At 65.8% G+C, this 14,399-nt stretch carries 16 protein-coding genes; 9 read left to right on the top strand and 7 right to left on the bottom strand.

Features of this window, described 5'->3' with window-relative positions; translation table 11 throughout:
* Nucleotides 1-16 precede the first annotated feature (16 nt).
* Genes N1F91_RS12185 through N1F91_RS12175 form a run of 3 tightly spaced genes read left to right on the top strand, consistent with a single transcriptional unit; the run spans nucleotide 17 to nucleotide 1,562 of the window.
* Nucleotides 17-580: a rod-binding protein gene (locus tag N1F91_RS12185; RefSeq protein ID WP_289992452.1), complete on the top strand. Its 564-nt coding sequence runs from the start codon at nucleotides 17-19 to the stop codon at nucleotides 578-580.
* A gap of 20 nt (nucleotides 581-600) precedes the next feature.
* Entirely contained in the window at nucleotides 601-1,026 is a 426-nt protein-coding gene (locus tag N1F91_RS12180) for a hypothetical protein (RefSeq protein ID WP_289992451.1), read from the top strand.
* Complete coding sequence (locus tag N1F91_RS12175) at nucleotides 1,023-1,562, top strand: hypothetical protein (protein ID WP_289992449.1); 540 nt, start codon at nucleotides 1,023-1,025, stop codon at nucleotides 1,560-1,562. Before N1F91_RS12180 ends, N1F91_RS12175 begins: the two co-directional genes overlap by 4 nt.
* Before the next feature lie 52 nt (nucleotides 1,563-1,614).
* Here the strand turns inward: N1F91_RS12175 and N1F91_RS12170 are convergent, their stop codons facing one another.
* A complete protein-coding gene (locus tag N1F91_RS12170; RefSeq protein ID WP_289992447.1) occupies nucleotides 1,615-2,409 on the bottom strand; it encodes a crotonase/enoyl-CoA hydratase family protein in 795 nt (264 codons plus the stop codon).
* 147 nt (nucleotides 2,410-2,556) lie between these two features.
* Between N1F91_RS12170 and N1F91_RS12165 the strand changes: the two genes are divergently transcribed.
* The 6 genes from N1F91_RS12165 (at nucleotide 2,557) to N1F91_RS12140 (ending at nucleotide 7,598) form a co-directional block, all read left to right on the top strand.
* Nucleotides 2,557-3,573: a TRAP transporter substrate-binding protein gene (locus N1F91_RS12165; protein ID WP_289992446.1), complete on the top strand. Its 1,017-nt coding sequence runs from the start codon at nucleotides 2,557-2,559 to the stop codon at nucleotides 3,571-3,573.
* A 60-nt stretch (nucleotides 3,574-3,633) separates the two neighbouring features.
* Entirely contained in the window at nucleotides 3,634-4,179 is a 546-nt protein-coding gene (locus N1F91_RS12160; RefSeq protein ID WP_289992445.1) for a TRAP transporter small permease, read from the top strand.
* The gene (locus N1F91_RS12155; RefSeq protein WP_289992443.1) at nucleotides 4,166-5,461 is read left to right on the top strand and encodes a TRAP transporter permease; all 1,296 of its coding nucleotides are present in this window, start codon (nucleotides 4,166-4,168) and stop codon (nucleotides 5,459-5,461) included. The genes N1F91_RS12160 and N1F91_RS12155 overlap by 14 nt, the downstream gene beginning before the upstream one ends.
* Nucleotides 5,462-5,466: 5 nt before the next feature.
* A complete protein-coding gene (locus N1F91_RS12150; protein WP_289992442.1) occupies nucleotides 5,467-5,934 on the top strand; it encodes a DUF3237 domain-containing protein in 468 nt (155 codons plus the stop codon).
* 83 nt (nucleotides 5,935-6,017) lie between these two features.
* Nucleotides 6,018-6,458 carry a MarR family transcriptional regulator gene (locus N1F91_RS12145; RefSeq protein WP_289992441.1) on the top strand — a complete coding sequence of 147 codons (441 nt, stop codon included), beginning with the start codon at nucleotides 6,018-6,020 and terminating at the stop codon, nucleotides 6,456-6,458.
* Between the two features lie 129 nt (nucleotides 6,459-6,587).
* Nucleotides 6,588-7,598 carry an alpha/beta hydrolase gene (locus N1F91_RS12140; protein WP_289992440.1) on the top strand — a complete coding sequence of 337 codons (1,011 nt, stop codon included), beginning with the start codon at nucleotides 6,588-6,590 and terminating at the stop codon, nucleotides 7,596-7,598.
* On the opposite strand, the gene N1F91_RS12135 is transcribed toward N1F91_RS12140, so the two are convergent.
* The 6 genes from N1F91_RS12135 to N1F91_RS12110 form a co-directional block, all read right to left on the bottom strand.
* Nucleotides 7,546-7,968, bottom strand: a complete 423-nt coding sequence (locus tag N1F91_RS12135) for an acyl-CoA thioesterase (RefSeq protein WP_289992439.1) — start codon at nucleotides 7,966-7,968, stop codon at nucleotides 7,546-7,548. The two genes, N1F91_RS12140 and N1F91_RS12135, sit on opposite strands and share 53 nt — an antisense overlap.
* Nucleotides 7,969-8,003: 35 nt before the next feature.
* A complete protein-coding gene (locus N1F91_RS12130; RefSeq protein WP_289992438.1) occupies nucleotides 8,004-9,866 on the bottom strand; it encodes a feruloyl-CoA synthase in 1,863 nt (620 codons plus the stop codon).
* A 273-nt stretch (nucleotides 9,867-10,139) separates the two neighbouring features.
* Nucleotides 10,140-11,138 carry a DUF4167 domain-containing protein gene (locus N1F91_RS12125; protein ID WP_354670541.1) on the bottom strand — a complete coding sequence of 333 codons (999 nt, stop codon included), beginning with the start codon at nucleotides 11,136-11,138 and terminating at the stop codon, nucleotides 10,140-10,142.
* 336 nt (nucleotides 11,139-11,474) lie between these two features.
* Nucleotides 11,475-12,353, bottom strand: coding sequence for a peptide chain release factor N(5)-glutamine methyltransferase (prmC, locus tag N1F91_RS12120; protein ID WP_289992437.1), 879 nt, complete (start codon nucleotides 12,351-12,353; stop codon nucleotides 11,475-11,477).
* Nucleotides 12,346-13,425, bottom strand: coding sequence for a peptide chain release factor 1 (gene prfA / locus N1F91_RS12115; protein ID WP_289992436.1), 1,080 nt, complete (start codon nucleotides 13,423-13,425; stop codon nucleotides 12,346-12,348). Before prfA ends, prmC begins: the two co-directional genes overlap by 8 nt.
* Nucleotides 13,426-13,521: 96 nt before the next feature.
* Nucleotides 13,522-14,196, bottom strand: a complete 675-nt coding sequence (locus N1F91_RS12110; protein WP_289992435.1) for a hypothetical protein — start codon at nucleotides 14,194-14,196, stop codon at nucleotides 13,522-13,524.
* Nucleotides 14,197-14,399: the final 203 nt, after the last annotated feature.

Genomic DNA, 14,399 nt, shown 5'->3' with positions numbered 1-14,399 from the left:
TCCAAGAAGGCCTCCCGTGAGCATCTCACCGCCGAGCGACATCATCATGGACGTGGCCCGCGCGGCAGAGCCGCAGGCGCTGGAAGCCGCACGGGCACGGCTTGCGGCATTCGTCGACAAGGCCGCCGCCACGGCCGGCTTCGAGGTTCCCGGAGACCTTGCGGGCATGCGCGGCGTCACCGTCTCGAACCGCGGCCAGGCGCCCGAGGCGTTCCAGAAGTTCGAGGCCATGGTGCTGCAGACCTTCCTGCAGTCCATGCTTCCGCAGGACGCCGAGAGCGTCTACGGCGGCGGCATAGCCGGTGACATGTGGAAGAGCTTCCTTGCCCAGGAACTCGGGCAGCAGATGGCCAAGGCCGGCGGCATCGGCATCGCCGACCGCGTGCTCGGCGATTATTACATGGCGCAGGACCGGCGCATTCCCGTGGGCGGCGTCGACGGCGATCCGGAAGGAACGGAGCATGCCGACACGCAGTCGCTGCTCTCCGTGGCCATGGTGCACGAGATCCAGCGCAACATCATGCGCAGCGTCGTCGACCTCGCGGGTGACGCCACCGGCGGCGTGACGGCCGGTCGCTGACGATCGGAAGGACCGGAGCGATGAGCGAACACGACCTCTACTCCCAGGTTCCCGCGAACGTTCCGCGCCCGCGCGCCGATCCGCAGGCGGGACTGCGCGGCGCCAGCCTCCCCGGCATCATCGCGCGCATCGAGGAGGCCGTCGAGGTCGAGACCAGGTCCATCCGCACCGACGTGACCTTCGACCTGCAGGCCTCGAACGACCGAAAGAGCCGCTATCTCTACGAACTCAACAAGGCGGTGCGCGACATCAGGCCGGACGTGCTGCAGGCCAACCGCGACGGCATCATCCGCCTGCGCGGCAAGCTGGCCGAGAACCAGGCCGCCATCGCCGCCCACCTGAAGGCGGTAACGGAGGTGGCCGGGCTGATCCAGGATGCGATCGAACAGTCCGAAGCGGACGGCACCTACGGTTCGGACGCCTTCACTAGGATGCGCTCGGCATGATCAAGTTCATCGTAGCGGCGGTCTGGATCATCGGCGTCACGATCGGGACGATCTTCATGTCCTACTCGATGAACGGCGAGCAGCCCGTCGTCGAGGGCGATTCGCCCTACAACGGCAAGCTGGAATTCGTGAAGACCGACATGCTGTCGGTTCCGGTGGTGCAGGAAGGCACCGTGAAGGGCTACTTCCTGTCGAAGTTCGTCTATGCCGCCGACGTCGAGAAGCTGAAGAAGCTCGCGCTGCCCATCGACACCATCCTGGTCGACGAGGTCTATACCTACCTTTTCTCGAACCCGTCGATCGACTTCTCCCGGGTCGCAGGAGTCGACCTCGACGCGATGCGCAACGGGCTCAAGGACAGCATCAACAAGCGGGTCGGAAACGATCTGGTCTACGAGGTCATGATCGAACAGGTCGACTATCTGACCAAGGAGCAGATCCGCGACAACGCGCTGAAGCGTCGCGACGCCAAAGGCGGCAAGAATCGCCCGACATTCACGGCCGACGGTGAAAAGGCCCACGGCACCGGGCACTGAGCCGAGATCTGCATCACGACGGTCGCGGCAGCGTGCGGCCGCGCCGACGGCTTCACCTGAAGCTGGGCTTGCGCTTCTCCAGGAAGGCGTTGAGGCCTTCCAGCGCATCGGCGCCCGACTGCGACAGCGCTGCGCTGAGGCTTTCGGCAAACAGACCGTCGGCGCGCGACATGTCGTCGATGCGCGAAATGGCCTGGATGATCAGGTAGTTGACCAGCGTCGCATTCGACGCGATCTCCGCCGCCAGCTTCAGCGCTTTCGCAAGCCCCTCGCCCGGCTCGACGAGATAGTGCGAGAGGCCGAGCCGCAGCCCGTCCTGCGCATCGTAGCGACGCCCGGTCAGCATCATCTCGGTCATCCGGTCCGGACCGATGATGCGCCCGACGCGGACCGTCGCGCCCCCGCCGACGAAGATGCCGCGCTTGCCTTCCGGCAGCTGGAACATCGCGGAAGGTTCGGCGACCCGCACATGTGTGGCCGCCGCGATCTCGAGGCCGCCGCCCATCACCGCCCCGGTCAGCACCGAGACGATCGGCAGCCCGCCGAACTGCATCAGTTCCATCACCGCATGCCAGCTGCGCGAATGGTAGAGCACCTGTTCGGGCTCGCGGCGCGACTGTTCCGACAGGTCGAGGCCGGCCGAGAAATGGCCGCCCAGCCCCTGCAGCACCACCGCGCGGACGCCCTTCGGCGGCTTCGAGAAGAAGTCGCGAAGCTCGTCCAGCAGCATGTCGTTGATCGCATTGCGCTTGTCGGGGCGGTTGAAGGACAGGACCGCGATCGTGTCGCGGATCTCGACCAGCATGGCGCGATCGGACGCGACTGCGGCATCGGCGGTGGAATTCATGCGCTTCTTCTCCCCCTGCAGCCGTCGGCCAGCAGAAAATTCCTCTTGATTATATTGTTACATACCATAACGTTCTCGCGTCATTCAAGCACGGGGCTGGCGCGATCGCCCGACCCCTGTCAGTATGATGAAAAGGGAGGAAGACCAATGAATCGTCAGACCGTAGCGGCTCTTGCCGCATCCATATCCATGACCGCATTCGCCGCGCAGGCGGCGGAAGTCGAGCTGCGCCTCTCGCACTGGGTGCCGGCGACCCACCCGATCCAGACCCTCGGCATCGAGCCCTGGGCCGAATCGATCAAGCAGGCCTCCAACGGCCGCATCAACATCACCATCTTCCCCGCGCAGCAGCTCGGCGCCGCGCCGGACCACTACGACATGGCGCGCGACGGCATCGTCGACATCAGCTACACCAATCCGGGCTATCAGGCCGGGCGTTTCCCGATCTACAGCCTCGCCGAAATCCCCTTCCAGGCGACCAACGCCAAGGACGGCGCCAAGGCGCTGCACGAATGGTACGACCCGATCGCCGAAACGGAGATGAAGGACGTCTTCTTCTGCCTGATCAATCCGCATGATCCCGGCACGATGCACTCCAAGACCCCGATCAAGGTTCCGGCCGACGTCAAGGGCAAGAACATTCGCCCGGCCCATGCCACCATGGCCCGCTTCGTCAGCCAGCTCGGCGGCGCGAGCGTCCAGGTGCCGGCGCCGGAGGCCCGCGAGGCGATCGCCAAGGGCACCGCGGACGCGATGACCTTCCCCTGGAACTCGATCTACATCTTCGGCATCGACTCGGAGGTGAAGTATCACCTCGACATGCCCTTCTATCTTTCCTCGCAGATGCTCCTTTTCAACAAGGACACCTACAATGGCCTCGCGCCGGAGGACAAGAAGGTCATCGACGATCACTGCACGCCGGAGTGGTCGAAGCAGTTCTCCACCGGCTGGGCCGACAACGAATATTCCGGCCGCCAGAAGATGATCGATTCCGGCGAGCATGAGCTTTACAAGCCGACGGATGCCGAGGTGCAGCTCTGGCGCGACGCGGCACAGCCGCTGATCGATTCCTGGAAGGCCGACGTCACCAAGGCAGGCGGCGATCCCGAGAAGATCTACGCCGACTTCGTCGCGGCGCTCGAGAGCAACAACTCGCGTTACTGATCCGGAATGGAGGAGCCGGCCCCGGGGCCGGCTCCTCTCCATCGAAAACGGCTGACCCGCATGGACGCTCTCATCAGGGCTCTGGAACGATTCTCGCTGGCGATCGACCGGATCGCCGGCCTTTTCCTCGCCGCGATCACCCTGCTGGTCGTGGCGTCCGCCATCGGGCGCTACGGATTCGCCTCGCCGATCCCCGAGGCCTTCGACATCTCGCGCCTCATGCTCGGCGTCGCCATCATGTGGGGATTCGCCAGCGTGGCGTTCCGCGGCTCGCACATCAAGGTCGACATCTTCGTGGAGCTGATGCCGCCGCTGATGCGGCGAATCGTCGACCTGATCGCCTGGACGGTGCTTCTCGTCTTCACCGTGCTCTTGTCCTGGAAGATGTTCGACCGCGTGATGAGCGCCTTCCGCAGCGGCGAGGCGACCTTCGACCTACGGCTGCCGGCCTGGCCCTTCCTGGCGCTGATCTGCGCCGGCGCGACGGTGGCTGTCTTCACGGCCCTGGCGCGCATCGTCATCATCGCCGCCGGGCGCGGCTCGCTCGACCATTTCGACGCGGCCGAGCAGGCTGCGCGCACCGGAAAGACCGATGTCGAACGCTGATTTCGTCGCCGTAGCCGGATTCGTCGTCCTGTTCGCCATGATGGCGCTGCGCGTCCCGATCGGGGTGGCCATGGGCCTCGTCGGCGTCGGCGGCTTCGCTGCCATCACCGGCATCAAGCCGGCGCTCAATCTGCTCGCGCAGTCGCCGATCCGGGTGATCAGCGACTTCAACCTGAGTCTCATTCCCTTCTTCATCCTGATGGGCGTCTTCGCGACCAATTCGGGCATGTCGCGGGAACTGTTCCGGGCCGGCCATGCGTGGCTGGGCTTCCTGAAGGGCGGCATGGCCCTGTCCACCATCGCCGCCTGCGGCGGCTTCGCCGCGATCTGCGGCTCGTCTGTCGCAACGGCCGCGACCATGACCAAGATCGCGCTGCCCGAGATGCGGCGCGTCGGCTATTCCAACGAGGTGTCGAGCGGGGTCATCGCGGCTGGCGGAACGCTCGGCATCCTCATCCCGCCATCGGTGGTGCTGGCCGTCTATGCCTACATCACCGAGCAGGACGTCGGAAAGCTCTTCGTCGCCGGCATCATTCCCGGCGCGCTGGCGGTCATCATGTACATGCTGACCGTGCGCGTCGCCTATGGCCGCTCGCTACCGCCGGGCGAGCGTTTCGTGATCCGCGATGCCGTGCAGTCGTTGCGCGACGTCTGGGCGGTGCTGATCCTGTTCATCGCCATCATCGGCTCGATGTATCTCGGCATCGCCACCGCCACCGAAGCCGCCGCCGTGGGCTCCGTCCTCACCTGCCTGATCGGCGTGCTGCGCGGCCGGCTGAACCTGAACAAGATCATGGACAGCCTGATCGAGGCGCTGCGCACCTCCGTTGCGATCTACACCATCCTCATCGGCGCGGTGCTGTTCGGCTATTTCCTCGCCATCACCCAGACGCCCCAGAAGATCACCGCCTTCCTCGTCGCGCTCGACTTCGGCGCCTACGGCACGCTGGCCCTGATCCTCGCCTTCTTCCTGCTCATGGGCTGCATCCTGGATGCGATGGCCATGATCATTCTCCTCGTGCCGATCGTCTTCCCGGTCATCCTCCATCTCGGCTTCGACCCGATCTGGTTCGGCGTCATCATCGTCATGACGGTCGAACTCGGCCTGATCACGCCTCCCGTCGGCATGAACGTCTTCGTCATCAACACCATCGCGCGCGAAGTCAGTCTGGTGACGATCTTCAAGGGCGTCTTCCCCTTCGTCCTCACCGACATTCTCCGGCTGATCCTGCTGATCGTCTTTCCCGCGATCGTGCTGTTCCTGCCCCTGACCATGAAGTGACGACGATGACCGCTCTCGCCAGACCCGACCTCGTCCACCTCTGCGACCTGACCGTCGAACTGGCAAAGCCCATGGAACTCGGCGACGCGCCGCGCGGCAGGCGGCGGATCATTCCCATCATCGGCGGCAAGGTGGAGGGGGAGCGCCTCAATGGCCGCATTCTGAACCTCGGAGCCGACTGGCAGACGATCATGGCGGACGCCAATGCGGAACTCGACACGCGCTATGCGATCGAGACGCATGACGGCGCTCTGATCGACATCCGCAACTTCGGCTACCGCCACGGCCCGGCCGACGTGCTGGCGGCTGTTGGCCGCGGCGAACCGGTCGACCCGGCGCTCTACTACATGCGCACCCTTCCGCGTTTCGAGACCGGCGATCCACGCTACGGCTGGCTCAACCGGATGATCTGCGTCGGCACCGGCGCGCGCCTGGCGGCGGCGGTCCTCATTTCGGTCTATGAAGTGAAATGACCGCGCGGGAGACCCGGACCGGACGTGCAGGCAAGGGCATCGAGACCCTTGCGAAGGCGTCGGGCCGACTTGAAGTCCCGCCGATGGCCACCATCATCGGCTACAAGCTCAGACGCGCGCAGCTCTACGTTTTCCAGGATTTCATCGAAACCTTCTCGCGCATGAAGCTGCGCCCGACCGAGTTCTCCGTGCTCGCCATCATCGCCGAGACGCCGGGGCTCAAGCAGTCCGAGATCGCCGAGATGCTGGGCGTCAAGCGCGCCAACTTCGTCGCCCTGATGGACAATCTGGAAAAGCGTGGCCTTGCCGAGCGCCGCAAGGCGCAGACCGATCGCCGCTCGCATTCCGTCCATCTGACCGAGGAAGGCGCGCGTTTCGTCCGCAGGATGACCGCGATGTGGGCGGAACACGAGAACCGCCTGATCGAGCGCCTCGGTGGCACCGCCGAACGCGACCGGCTGATCGAACTGCTCGACAGGCTGCTCTGCCCGCCCGCTGGCGAGGGGCCGCTTTCCGAGACCTAGCCCCGGGCGCACCGCGACGACGCAGCCCGCCGTCCTGCCGGCTTGATTCCGATCATGTCGCTGCCCCGCGCCGAGGTGCAGTCTCATCCGCGTTCGTGGCCACCGGCCGCGGCCGGAGACACCTTCCCGATGATGCGATCGATCCTGCTCGTCCTCGTCCTGCTCGTCCCGGCGGGTCTGGCCGCCGCCGCCTACCGCCACGACATTGCCATCGCACGGGCAGCATCAAGCGTGGCGAGCAGGCTCGCCGACAGCCCCTGGGGCGCCGTCGAATACGCCGACGTCGGCCATGGCTCGCCCGTCCTGATGATCCACGGCAGCGGTGGCGGCTTCGACCAGGGCCTTGCCTTCGCCGCACCGCTGCTGGACGACGGCTTCCGCGTCATCGCCCCGTCACGCTTCGGCTATCTTCGCAGCGCGATGCCGGCCGATGCGACGCCGGCAAGCCAGGCCGACGCCTTCGCCGCCCTCCTGGATGCGCTGCGCATCGACGCGACCGTCGTGGTGGGAGGCTCGGCGGGTGCCCTGTCGGCGATCCAGTTCGCCCTCCGCCACCCGGCCCGCTGCCGTGCACTGATCCTCGTCGTGCCGGCAAGCCATGCGCCCGACCGACCGCCCGGCACCAACGCCGCGCCAGCCGCCTGGCCGCTCATCGAAGCCGCGCTCGGCTCGGACGCCCTGTTCTGGGCCGCGATCAGGGTCGCGCCCGCCTTCATGACGCGCATGGTCCTGGCGACTGACCCGTCGCTGGTGGATGTCGCCGGGTCCGCCGAACGCGCCCGCCTCCGCGACATGCTCTTCCACATTCTGCCGGTGAGCCGGCGGAAGCAGGGATTGCTGATGGACATGGCCACGGCAGGCGATCCGCCGCCCTACCCGCTGCAAGACATCACCTGTCCAGTCCTGGCGTTGAGCGCCGAAGACGATCTCTACGGGACGGCAGCGGCAGCGCGCCACATCGCGTCGACCGCCCCCGGCGCGCGCCTGAACATCTACGGCGACGGCGGACACATGCTGGTCGGCCATGAAACGGAGGTTTGGTCGGCAATCAAGGCTTTCATTGCTTCCCACAGAGGAACGGAGGCAGCTATTCGCCCCTCAGTGCCGCCACGACCGCGTCCGGGATCGCAAACCCCTTGATGCGGTCGGGGTTCTCGGGATCCCGGCCCGCCCAGACCCGCGTCTCGTGCGCTTCGATCGCCAGCGTCTCGCCCTTGAACACCCGGTGCCTGACGTCGAAGCTCGAGCGCCGGACCTCTCCGGCGGCCGTCTCGATCGTGATCACGTCGCCATAGCGGGACGGCAGGATGAACTTCGCGCCGGTATCGACCATCGGGGTACCGACGATGCCGTAGGCCTTCGTCCAGGCGATCTTCTTCATCCCCGTCGCCATTTCCAGGAGATAGGCCGTCGAGGCATCGAACATGGCGAAGTAGCGTGGATAGAAGACGATGCCTGCGGCATCGCAGTCGCCCCACTCGATCTCCACGTCGCGTCGGTTGACCAGCATGGCCGGCTCCTTTTCCGGTGGGATGCCGCGGGTCGTCAGCCCTTCCGGTTCGCCACCAGCACGTGGAGCGGCGCCGGATCGGTGTAGAGATCCGCGACCAGCTTCGCCCGCGTCTGCATGACGGCACGCTGGTTGATCGAACCCTTGTCGGTGATCTCGTGCGCGTCGATGGAGGGTGGTGTGTCGAGGATGATGACGCGCGCCACGAGATTGGAACTGCCGGTCGATTTCTTCGCAAGCGCGTCGAGCTTGTCCTGGAAATGCAGGAGCACCGCGGGATGATGCGCCAGATGCTTCTCGTCGGCGACGGGCACTTCCGGCGCGAGCCGCAGCGTGGCATCGATATCGAGGAACAGCAGCGCGCCGATGTGGTTGCGGTCGAGCCCGGTCAGGACCACGTCGCGCACATAGGGCGCGAATCCGGAAACGATCGAGCCGCGCACGCCGGCCATGTTCACCCAAGTGCCGGTCGACAGCTTGAAGTCCTCGGTCACGCGGCCATCGAACATGAAGCCTTTTGACACGTCGGCGGGATCGACGAACCGCACTGCGTCGCCGATCATGTAGTAGCCCTCGTCGTCGAAGCACTCGGCGGTCTTGTCGGGCTGGCGCCAGTAGCCGGGTGTGATGCTCGGACCTTTCAGCCGGATCTCCAGCTTCTCGGCGTTCGACACGAGCTTGATCTTCAGCGCCGGGGCCGGCAGCCCCACCTCGCCCGGCTGGTTGACCGGCCAGGTCGTGGTGAAGGCGAAGGGCGCCGTTTCTGTCGAGCCATAGCCGGTGATGATCATCACCTTCTCGCCCGTCGTGTCGATCGCGTGCTTCTCCAGCGCGTCCCAGACGTGCTTGGCGAGGCTCGCGCCGGCATACTGCATGAGCTTGAGCTTGCTGAAGAAGCGCTCGCGCAGCGCCGCATTGCGGGCGAGATGCTCGGTCAGCATCTCGTAGCCCTTCGGAACGTTGAAATAGAGCGTCGGCGCGACCTCGGTGAGGTTTCGGACCGTCTTGTCGATGCCCCCCGGCGTCGGCGCGCCGTCGTCGATGTAGAGCGTGCCGCCATTGGAAAGCGCGATCCCGAAATTGTGGTTGCCGCCTGCCGTGTGGTTCCACGGCAGCCAGTCGACCATCACCGGCGGCTCGTCTGCGAGGAACGCCATGGCCGAGACGATCATCAGCTGATTGCAGGTCATCATCCGCTGCGTGTTGATGACGGCCTTCGGCATGCCGGTGGAGCCCGACGTGAAAAGGAACTTGGCCGGCTGGTCGGGGTCGACTGCCGCATCGGCCGCTTCGACCGCATCGGTGGCGACCGTGGAGGCCATCGTGTCGAAACTGTCGGACGCAAGACCGCCGACGGCATGGCGCGCCACCACCAGACCGATGTCGTCCTGCATCACCGAACGGAGCGCAGCCTCGAAGGGCCTGCCGTCGGCTGCGAAGACGAGACCTGGCGTGAGCAGCGAAAAGATGTGTCGCAGCTTGGCATGGTCCTTAGAGACCAGCGAGTAGGCCGGCGAGACCGGCGCGAAGGGAACGCCTGCCATCATCGCGCCGAGCGCGATCAGACCGTGTTCGACGGAGTTGCCAGAGAGGATGACGATCGGTCTCTCGGCGGAGAGTTTCCGGTCGAGCAGGTACTGCGCGATCGAGCGCGCCTTCGCCAGCGCCTGCGCGTACGTGACCTTGCGCCATTCGCCGTCCTCCCCGCGGTCGGCGAGGAATACCCGTTCGGGAGTCTCGACCGCCCAGCGTCGCAGCCAGTCGATCATCGAACGAGGATAGTCGCCCAAGGGACGCACGGACTCGACATAGGTCGCGCCGGAGGGCCCTTTGGTCGAGATAACGGATTGCTCGCCCATGCGAACAGCCCGCACTCCTGATGCGGCGATGACCGGCATGCTGATCTCCTCCCGAGAAATAATGTTATTGAGTATAACGATCTCGTGGGAATTTCAAGCTGCGGCAAAGGCCGACCTGCGAGGTTCCGACCGAAGCGGGCACGGGCATGCGCGCAGCGTCGCCTCGGTTGCACCCGTCACCCGACAGCGGCCGCGCGGGAAGGCGCAAGCTGCCGACAAACGAAAGGGGGCCTCGCGGCCCCCTTGGATGCCGGGGAAGTGCCCGGCGGTCTCTGCGCGTTTCCGCAGATAGAAGATGTCGCGTCGCGCTATCTACTGCGCGGCGACGGTCTCGTCGGCAGGATCCTCGGTACCCTGCTCGCCCTCGTCGCGGCTGCGCGGACGGCGGGGCCGTCGGGGACGGCGCGGTGCTGCGTCGTCGGCTGCTGCTGCGGCTGGCGCTTCGGCCGGTGCAGGCGCAGCGACGGCTTCGGAAGCCGCCGGTTCGGGAGCGGGCGTCGAAGCGACGGGAGCGACGTCGTCTCCACCCTCGGCGCGCGGCGGACGACCGCGGCGGCGACCGGCTGCCTTCTGGCCGGCCATGGCTTCCTGCTCGAGCGCGACCTCGGCCGGCATGCCTTCGATCACGGGCTGTGGACCGCTGCCGTCATGCGGCCGGGTCTCACCGGCGCCGGCCGTCTCCCGCGCCACGACGGGCTGGGGCTGCTGGTCGCGACGATGCTCGCGCGGCTGATTCTCGCTGTCGCGGCGACCGTCCTCGCGACGCCCGTCTTCTCGGCGGTTCCCGTCGTCGCGACGCCCGTCTTCCCGACGATTCTCCCGCTGGCGGCCGTCCTGCTGGCGGCCTTCGCGGTTCTCGCCCTGCCGGCCGTCATTCTGGCGCGACTCGTTCTGGCGGCCATCCTGCTGGCGCCCGTCGCGATTCTCGTTCTGGCGGCCATCGTTCTGGCGTGCGTCCGGCTGGCGCGCTTCCTGCGGCTGGTTGAAGGGCTGCTCGCCCGACTCGTCGCCATCCTCGTCGTCGAACTCGTCGCGCTGGTCGCGCGGCACGGGAGCCGGCATCTGGCCCTGCGCCGCCATGATGATGCGGTTGTAGTGCTCGGCGTGCTGCAGGTAGTTCTCCGCCATGACCCGATCCCCCGAGCTATGGGCGTCGCGGGCGAGCGTAGCGTATTTTTCTGCGATCTGCTGGGCTGAGCCCCTGATCTTCACGTCGGGCCCGTTGCTCTCGTAGCTACGGGTAAGAGGATTGGGGCCCTTGCGATTGGCATTGTTGTTACTGTTATTATTATTGTTGTTTCTGCCGCGCATGCGCCTGTTCTGCTGTTGTGGCCTCATCCGATACTCTTCGATTCAATCATGTTGAAATAAGCGGGCGCCACAGCCGACAAGGGCTTCTGAAGCGCCTTCCGATTACGAGCACCGCGGCATGCCTCGGCCGCCGGCCCAGCCATCACGTTCCTGGTTTCTCACCATGGGCCGGAGGAACCCCATACGAAGCACTTGCGTGGGTCACGCGGCCGGCAGCTTGTTTCCTGAAGGAACCGAACCGATCAGCACTGCCTGCTTCGTCTCATCCGGTGGCCGGAAGCTATCCGGTATCGCAACGTATGCCAAGCACTTTTTCGCATGGCACAATTTTGAAGATCAAAGGCCGAAGACCAGCGCCCGGTCGCGGCCGCCGATATCCTTGGCCGCATCGATCAGGACCAGTCCCGCCGCTTCGAAGACTTCTGTGACGTCGTCCTTCTGGCTGGCTCCGATCTCCAGCCCGACGATACCGCCTGCTTCCAGGTTGAGCGTCACCGCTGCGGCGATCGCACGGTAGGCTTCAAGCCCATCGGACCCGGCAAGCAGCGCCCGCGGCGGATCGTGATCCTTCACCTCTGGTGCAAGCGCGTCGTACTCGCTTCGCGTTATGTAGGGAGGGTTCGACAGGATTGCATCATAGCGGCCGGAAATATCCTCGAGCCAGTCCGACAGCACCGTTTCGAAGCGGTCCGCGTGACCATTTGCCTCGGCATTCCGCCGTGCCATGGCAAGCGCGCCCGTTGCGATGTCGGCGGCGACCGCGCGGGCTTGCGGGATCTGCGACAGCAGCGCCAGCGCAATGGCGCCGGTCCCGGTGCCGAGATCGAGGATACGGCATCGTCCGCGCTCGGCCGCGATCGCCCGCAGGCGCGGCAGCACCAGGTCGACCAGCGTCTCGGTGTCCGGCCTGGGCTCCAGCGTGTCCGGCGACAGATGGAGCGTCAGGCCGTAGAAGCCGCGCTGTCCGAGAATCCGATGGACCGGTTCGCCCGCCAGCCGCCGCGACACCATCGTCTCCGCGGCCAGCACCGCCTCCGCGGGGACCAGGCGCCCGGGGTCGCGGATCATGTCCATCCGGTCGGTCGACGTCGCGTGCTCGAGCAGCAGCCGCGCGTCGAGCGCGGCGTCCGCGATGCCGGCTGCGGCGAGCGTTCCGCGCAGTCGCCGCAGCAGGGCGTCGAGCGGCTCGCCCGGCCCGGCGGGTATCTCAGCCATTCTCGCCCATCTCGGCGAGGAGCTTCGTCTGGTGATCGGAAATCAGCGCGTCGATGACGTCGTCGAGGTCGCCTTCCATCACCCGGTCGAGCTTGTAGAGGGTGAGATTGATGCGGTGGTCCGTCAGCCGGCCCTGCGGAAAATTGTAGGTGCGGATGCGCTCGGACCGGTCGCCGGAGCCGACCTGCAGCCTGCGCGCTTCCGAGCGCTCGTCCGCCGCCTTGGTGCGCTGCATGTCGAACAGGCGCGCGCGCAGGATCTGCATGGCCCGCGCCCGGTTCTGGTGCTGCGACTTCTCCGCCTGCACCACCACCACGCCCGTCGGCAAATGGGTGATGCGCACCGCCGAATCGGTGGTGTTGACGTGCTGGCCGCCGGCGCCCGAGGCCCGCATCGTGTCGATTCTGATGTCCTCGTTGCGGATCTCGACGTCGATCTCCTCGGCCTCCGGCAGCACCGCGACGGTGGCCGCAGAGGTATGGATGCGCCCGCTTGCCTCCGTCGCCGGCACGCGCTGTACGCGGTGGACGCCCGACTCGAACTTCAGCTTCGAGAACACGCCCTTGCCCGAGACGGTGGCGATGATCTCCTTGTAGCCGCCGGCGTCACCTTCGCTCGCCGAGACGAGTTCGACCTTCCAGCCATGGTCGGCGGCGTAGCGCTCGTACATGCGAAACAGGTCGCCGGCGAAGATCGCCGCCTCGTCGCCGCCGGTGCCGGCGCGGATTTCGAGGATGGCGCTGCGGGCATCGGCCGCGTCCCGGGGCAGCAGCAGCAGCTGGATCGCCTGCTCGACGGTCTCGATCCGCTCCTCCACCTCGTCGAGTTCGGCCTCGGCCAGCGCCCGCATCTCGGCATCGGTGGCCTTGTCGGCGAGCATCGCCCGGATGCCGTCCCGCTCCCGCTCGGCCGCACGTAGCGCCTTGATCTGGACGACGAGGTCCTGGATCTCGGAATATTCCGAGGCGAGTCGGACATAGGTCTCCGAATCCGGCCCGGCCGCCAGCTGCGCCTCGATGTAATCGTGGCGCTTGAGGACCTGGTCCATGCGATCGGCGGGAAGAGCGGTCATGCGCGCTGAACTGGAGTCTCGGTTGAAGGTGCTACGAGTGCGTATGGCTGCGCACACGGATGCGCTGCCGCTGATTGCGCATATTCCGCCGAGAGTCTAGCTGGCAGCGTCTACGGCAGGCTCCGTTAGCGCCGTCCGTACAGCGGTCAGCACCTGATCCACGTCGTCGAGGCTCGGCATTGCATCCAGATCGCCGTGAACGACCCTGTTCCGCAGATCGATCAACGGTCGCAGCACTTTTTCCATCTCGTAGGAGATATCGCCATTCATCGACAGCGTCTGCACCACGGTGCCTGGCGTTCGAGGACGCTTGTCGGCAGAAGGATGGAGACTGTTGAGAGTAGCTTCCAGCAAGCTCCAGCCCAATACGAAGGCCGCAGCCACATGACCATCCGCAGCCAGCTGCTCCGCTTCATCGGCCCTGAGCAGTATGGGATCCTTTCCCACCACGGGCATTTCATGTTTGCCGGATGGATCCCCGCCCATGTGAGCGACGGTCAGCTGCCATTCGGGACGCTCCTTGATCAGGTTGCGAAGCTCGACGACCGACGGCTGGAGGGTCCGCGGCAGTAGCGAAACCAGCTTGACCACGATGCCGCCGTCCTCCTTGGATGCCACCGCGTCCGGAAGATGGGAAGCAAGGAAGCCGGGAACCTCTGTCCGGAGCGGGTGCACCTTGAAATGGTATCCAAGGCCTTCGTAGTATGGGCGCATACTCTCCAGGAACTCGGTCTCTGCATCATCCACGGAACGATTCATGGCCAAGGACATCACTGTCGCCTCCAGGCAAGGTCGTCGTCCAGACGAATGTAAACGACGGCTCCACCGACATTTAATGCGGCTGACAACATATCGCTAGCCCGTCTTATTCATGACGGCGTTTTCGCAAGGCTGGCGGATGTAGCATAAGCGGTTGATTTGGCGTAGGATTCGGTTGCTTAGGCCAATCCTGCCGACAACATCGCGCGAGCCAC

The organism is Aquibium sp. ELW1220 (assembly GCF_030398385.1).
In the GTDB taxonomy this organism is placed as follows: Bacteria; Pseudomonadota; Alphaproteobacteria; order Rhizobiales; family Rhizobiaceae; genus Aquibium.
This window is presented reverse-complemented; position numbering and strand designations above follow the sequence as displayed.

Coding starts and splice junctions, on each gene's coding strand:
- N1F91_RS12180 (WP_289992451.1), top strand. CDS start 601: ATGAGCGAACACGACCTCTACTCCCAGGTTCCCGCGAACGTTCCGCGC.
- N1F91_RS12175 (WP_289992449.1), top strand. CDS start 1,023: ATGATCAAGTTCATCGTAGCGGCGGTCTGGATCATCGGCGTCACGATC.
- N1F91_RS12170 (WP_289992447.1), bottom strand. CDS start 2,409: ATGAATTCCACCGCCGATGCCGCAGTCGCGTCCGATCGCGCCATGCTG.
- N1F91_RS12165 (WP_289992446.1), top strand. CDS start 2,557: ATGAATCGTCAGACCGTAGCGGCTCTTGCCGCATCCATATCCATGACC.
- N1F91_RS12160 (WP_289992445.1), top strand. CDS start 3,634: ATGGACGCTCTCATCAGGGCTCTGGAACGATTCTCGCTGGCGATCGAC.
- N1F91_RS12155 (WP_289992443.1), top strand. CDS start 4,166: ATGTCGAACGCTGATTTCGTCGCCGTAGCCGGATTCGTCGTCCTGTTC.
- N1F91_RS12150 (WP_289992442.1), top strand. CDS start 5,467: ATGACCGCTCTCGCCAGACCCGACCTCGTCCACCTCTGCGACCTGACC.
- N1F91_RS12145 (WP_289992441.1), top strand. CDS start 6,018: ATGGCCACCATCATCGGCTACAAGCTCAGACGCGCGCAGCTCTACGTT.
- N1F91_RS12140 (WP_289992440.1), top strand. CDS start 6,588: ATGATGCGATCGATCCTGCTCGTCCTCGTCCTGCTCGTCCCGGCGGGT.
- N1F91_RS12135 (WP_289992439.1), bottom strand. CDS start 7,968: ATGCTGGTCAACCGACGCGACGTGGAGATCGAGTGGGGCGACTGCGAT.
- N1F91_RS12130 (WP_289992438.1), bottom strand. CDS start 9,866: ATGCCGGTCATCGCCGCATCAGGAGTGCGGGCTGTTCGCATGGGCGAG.
- N1F91_RS12125 (WP_354670541.1), bottom strand. CDS start 11,138: ATGCGCGGCAGAAACAACAATAATAATAACAGTAACAACAATGCCAAT.
- prmC (WP_289992437.1), bottom strand. CDS start 12,353: ATGGCTGAGATACCCGCCGGGCCGGGCGAGCCGCTCGACGCCCTGCTG.
- prfA (WP_289992436.1), bottom strand. CDS start 13,425: ATGACCGCTCTTCCCGCCGATCGCATGGACCAGGTCCTCAAGCGCCAC.
- N1F91_RS12110 (WP_289992435.1), bottom strand. CDS start 14,196: ATGTCCTTGGCCATGAATCGTTCCGTGGATGATGCAGAGACCGAGTTC.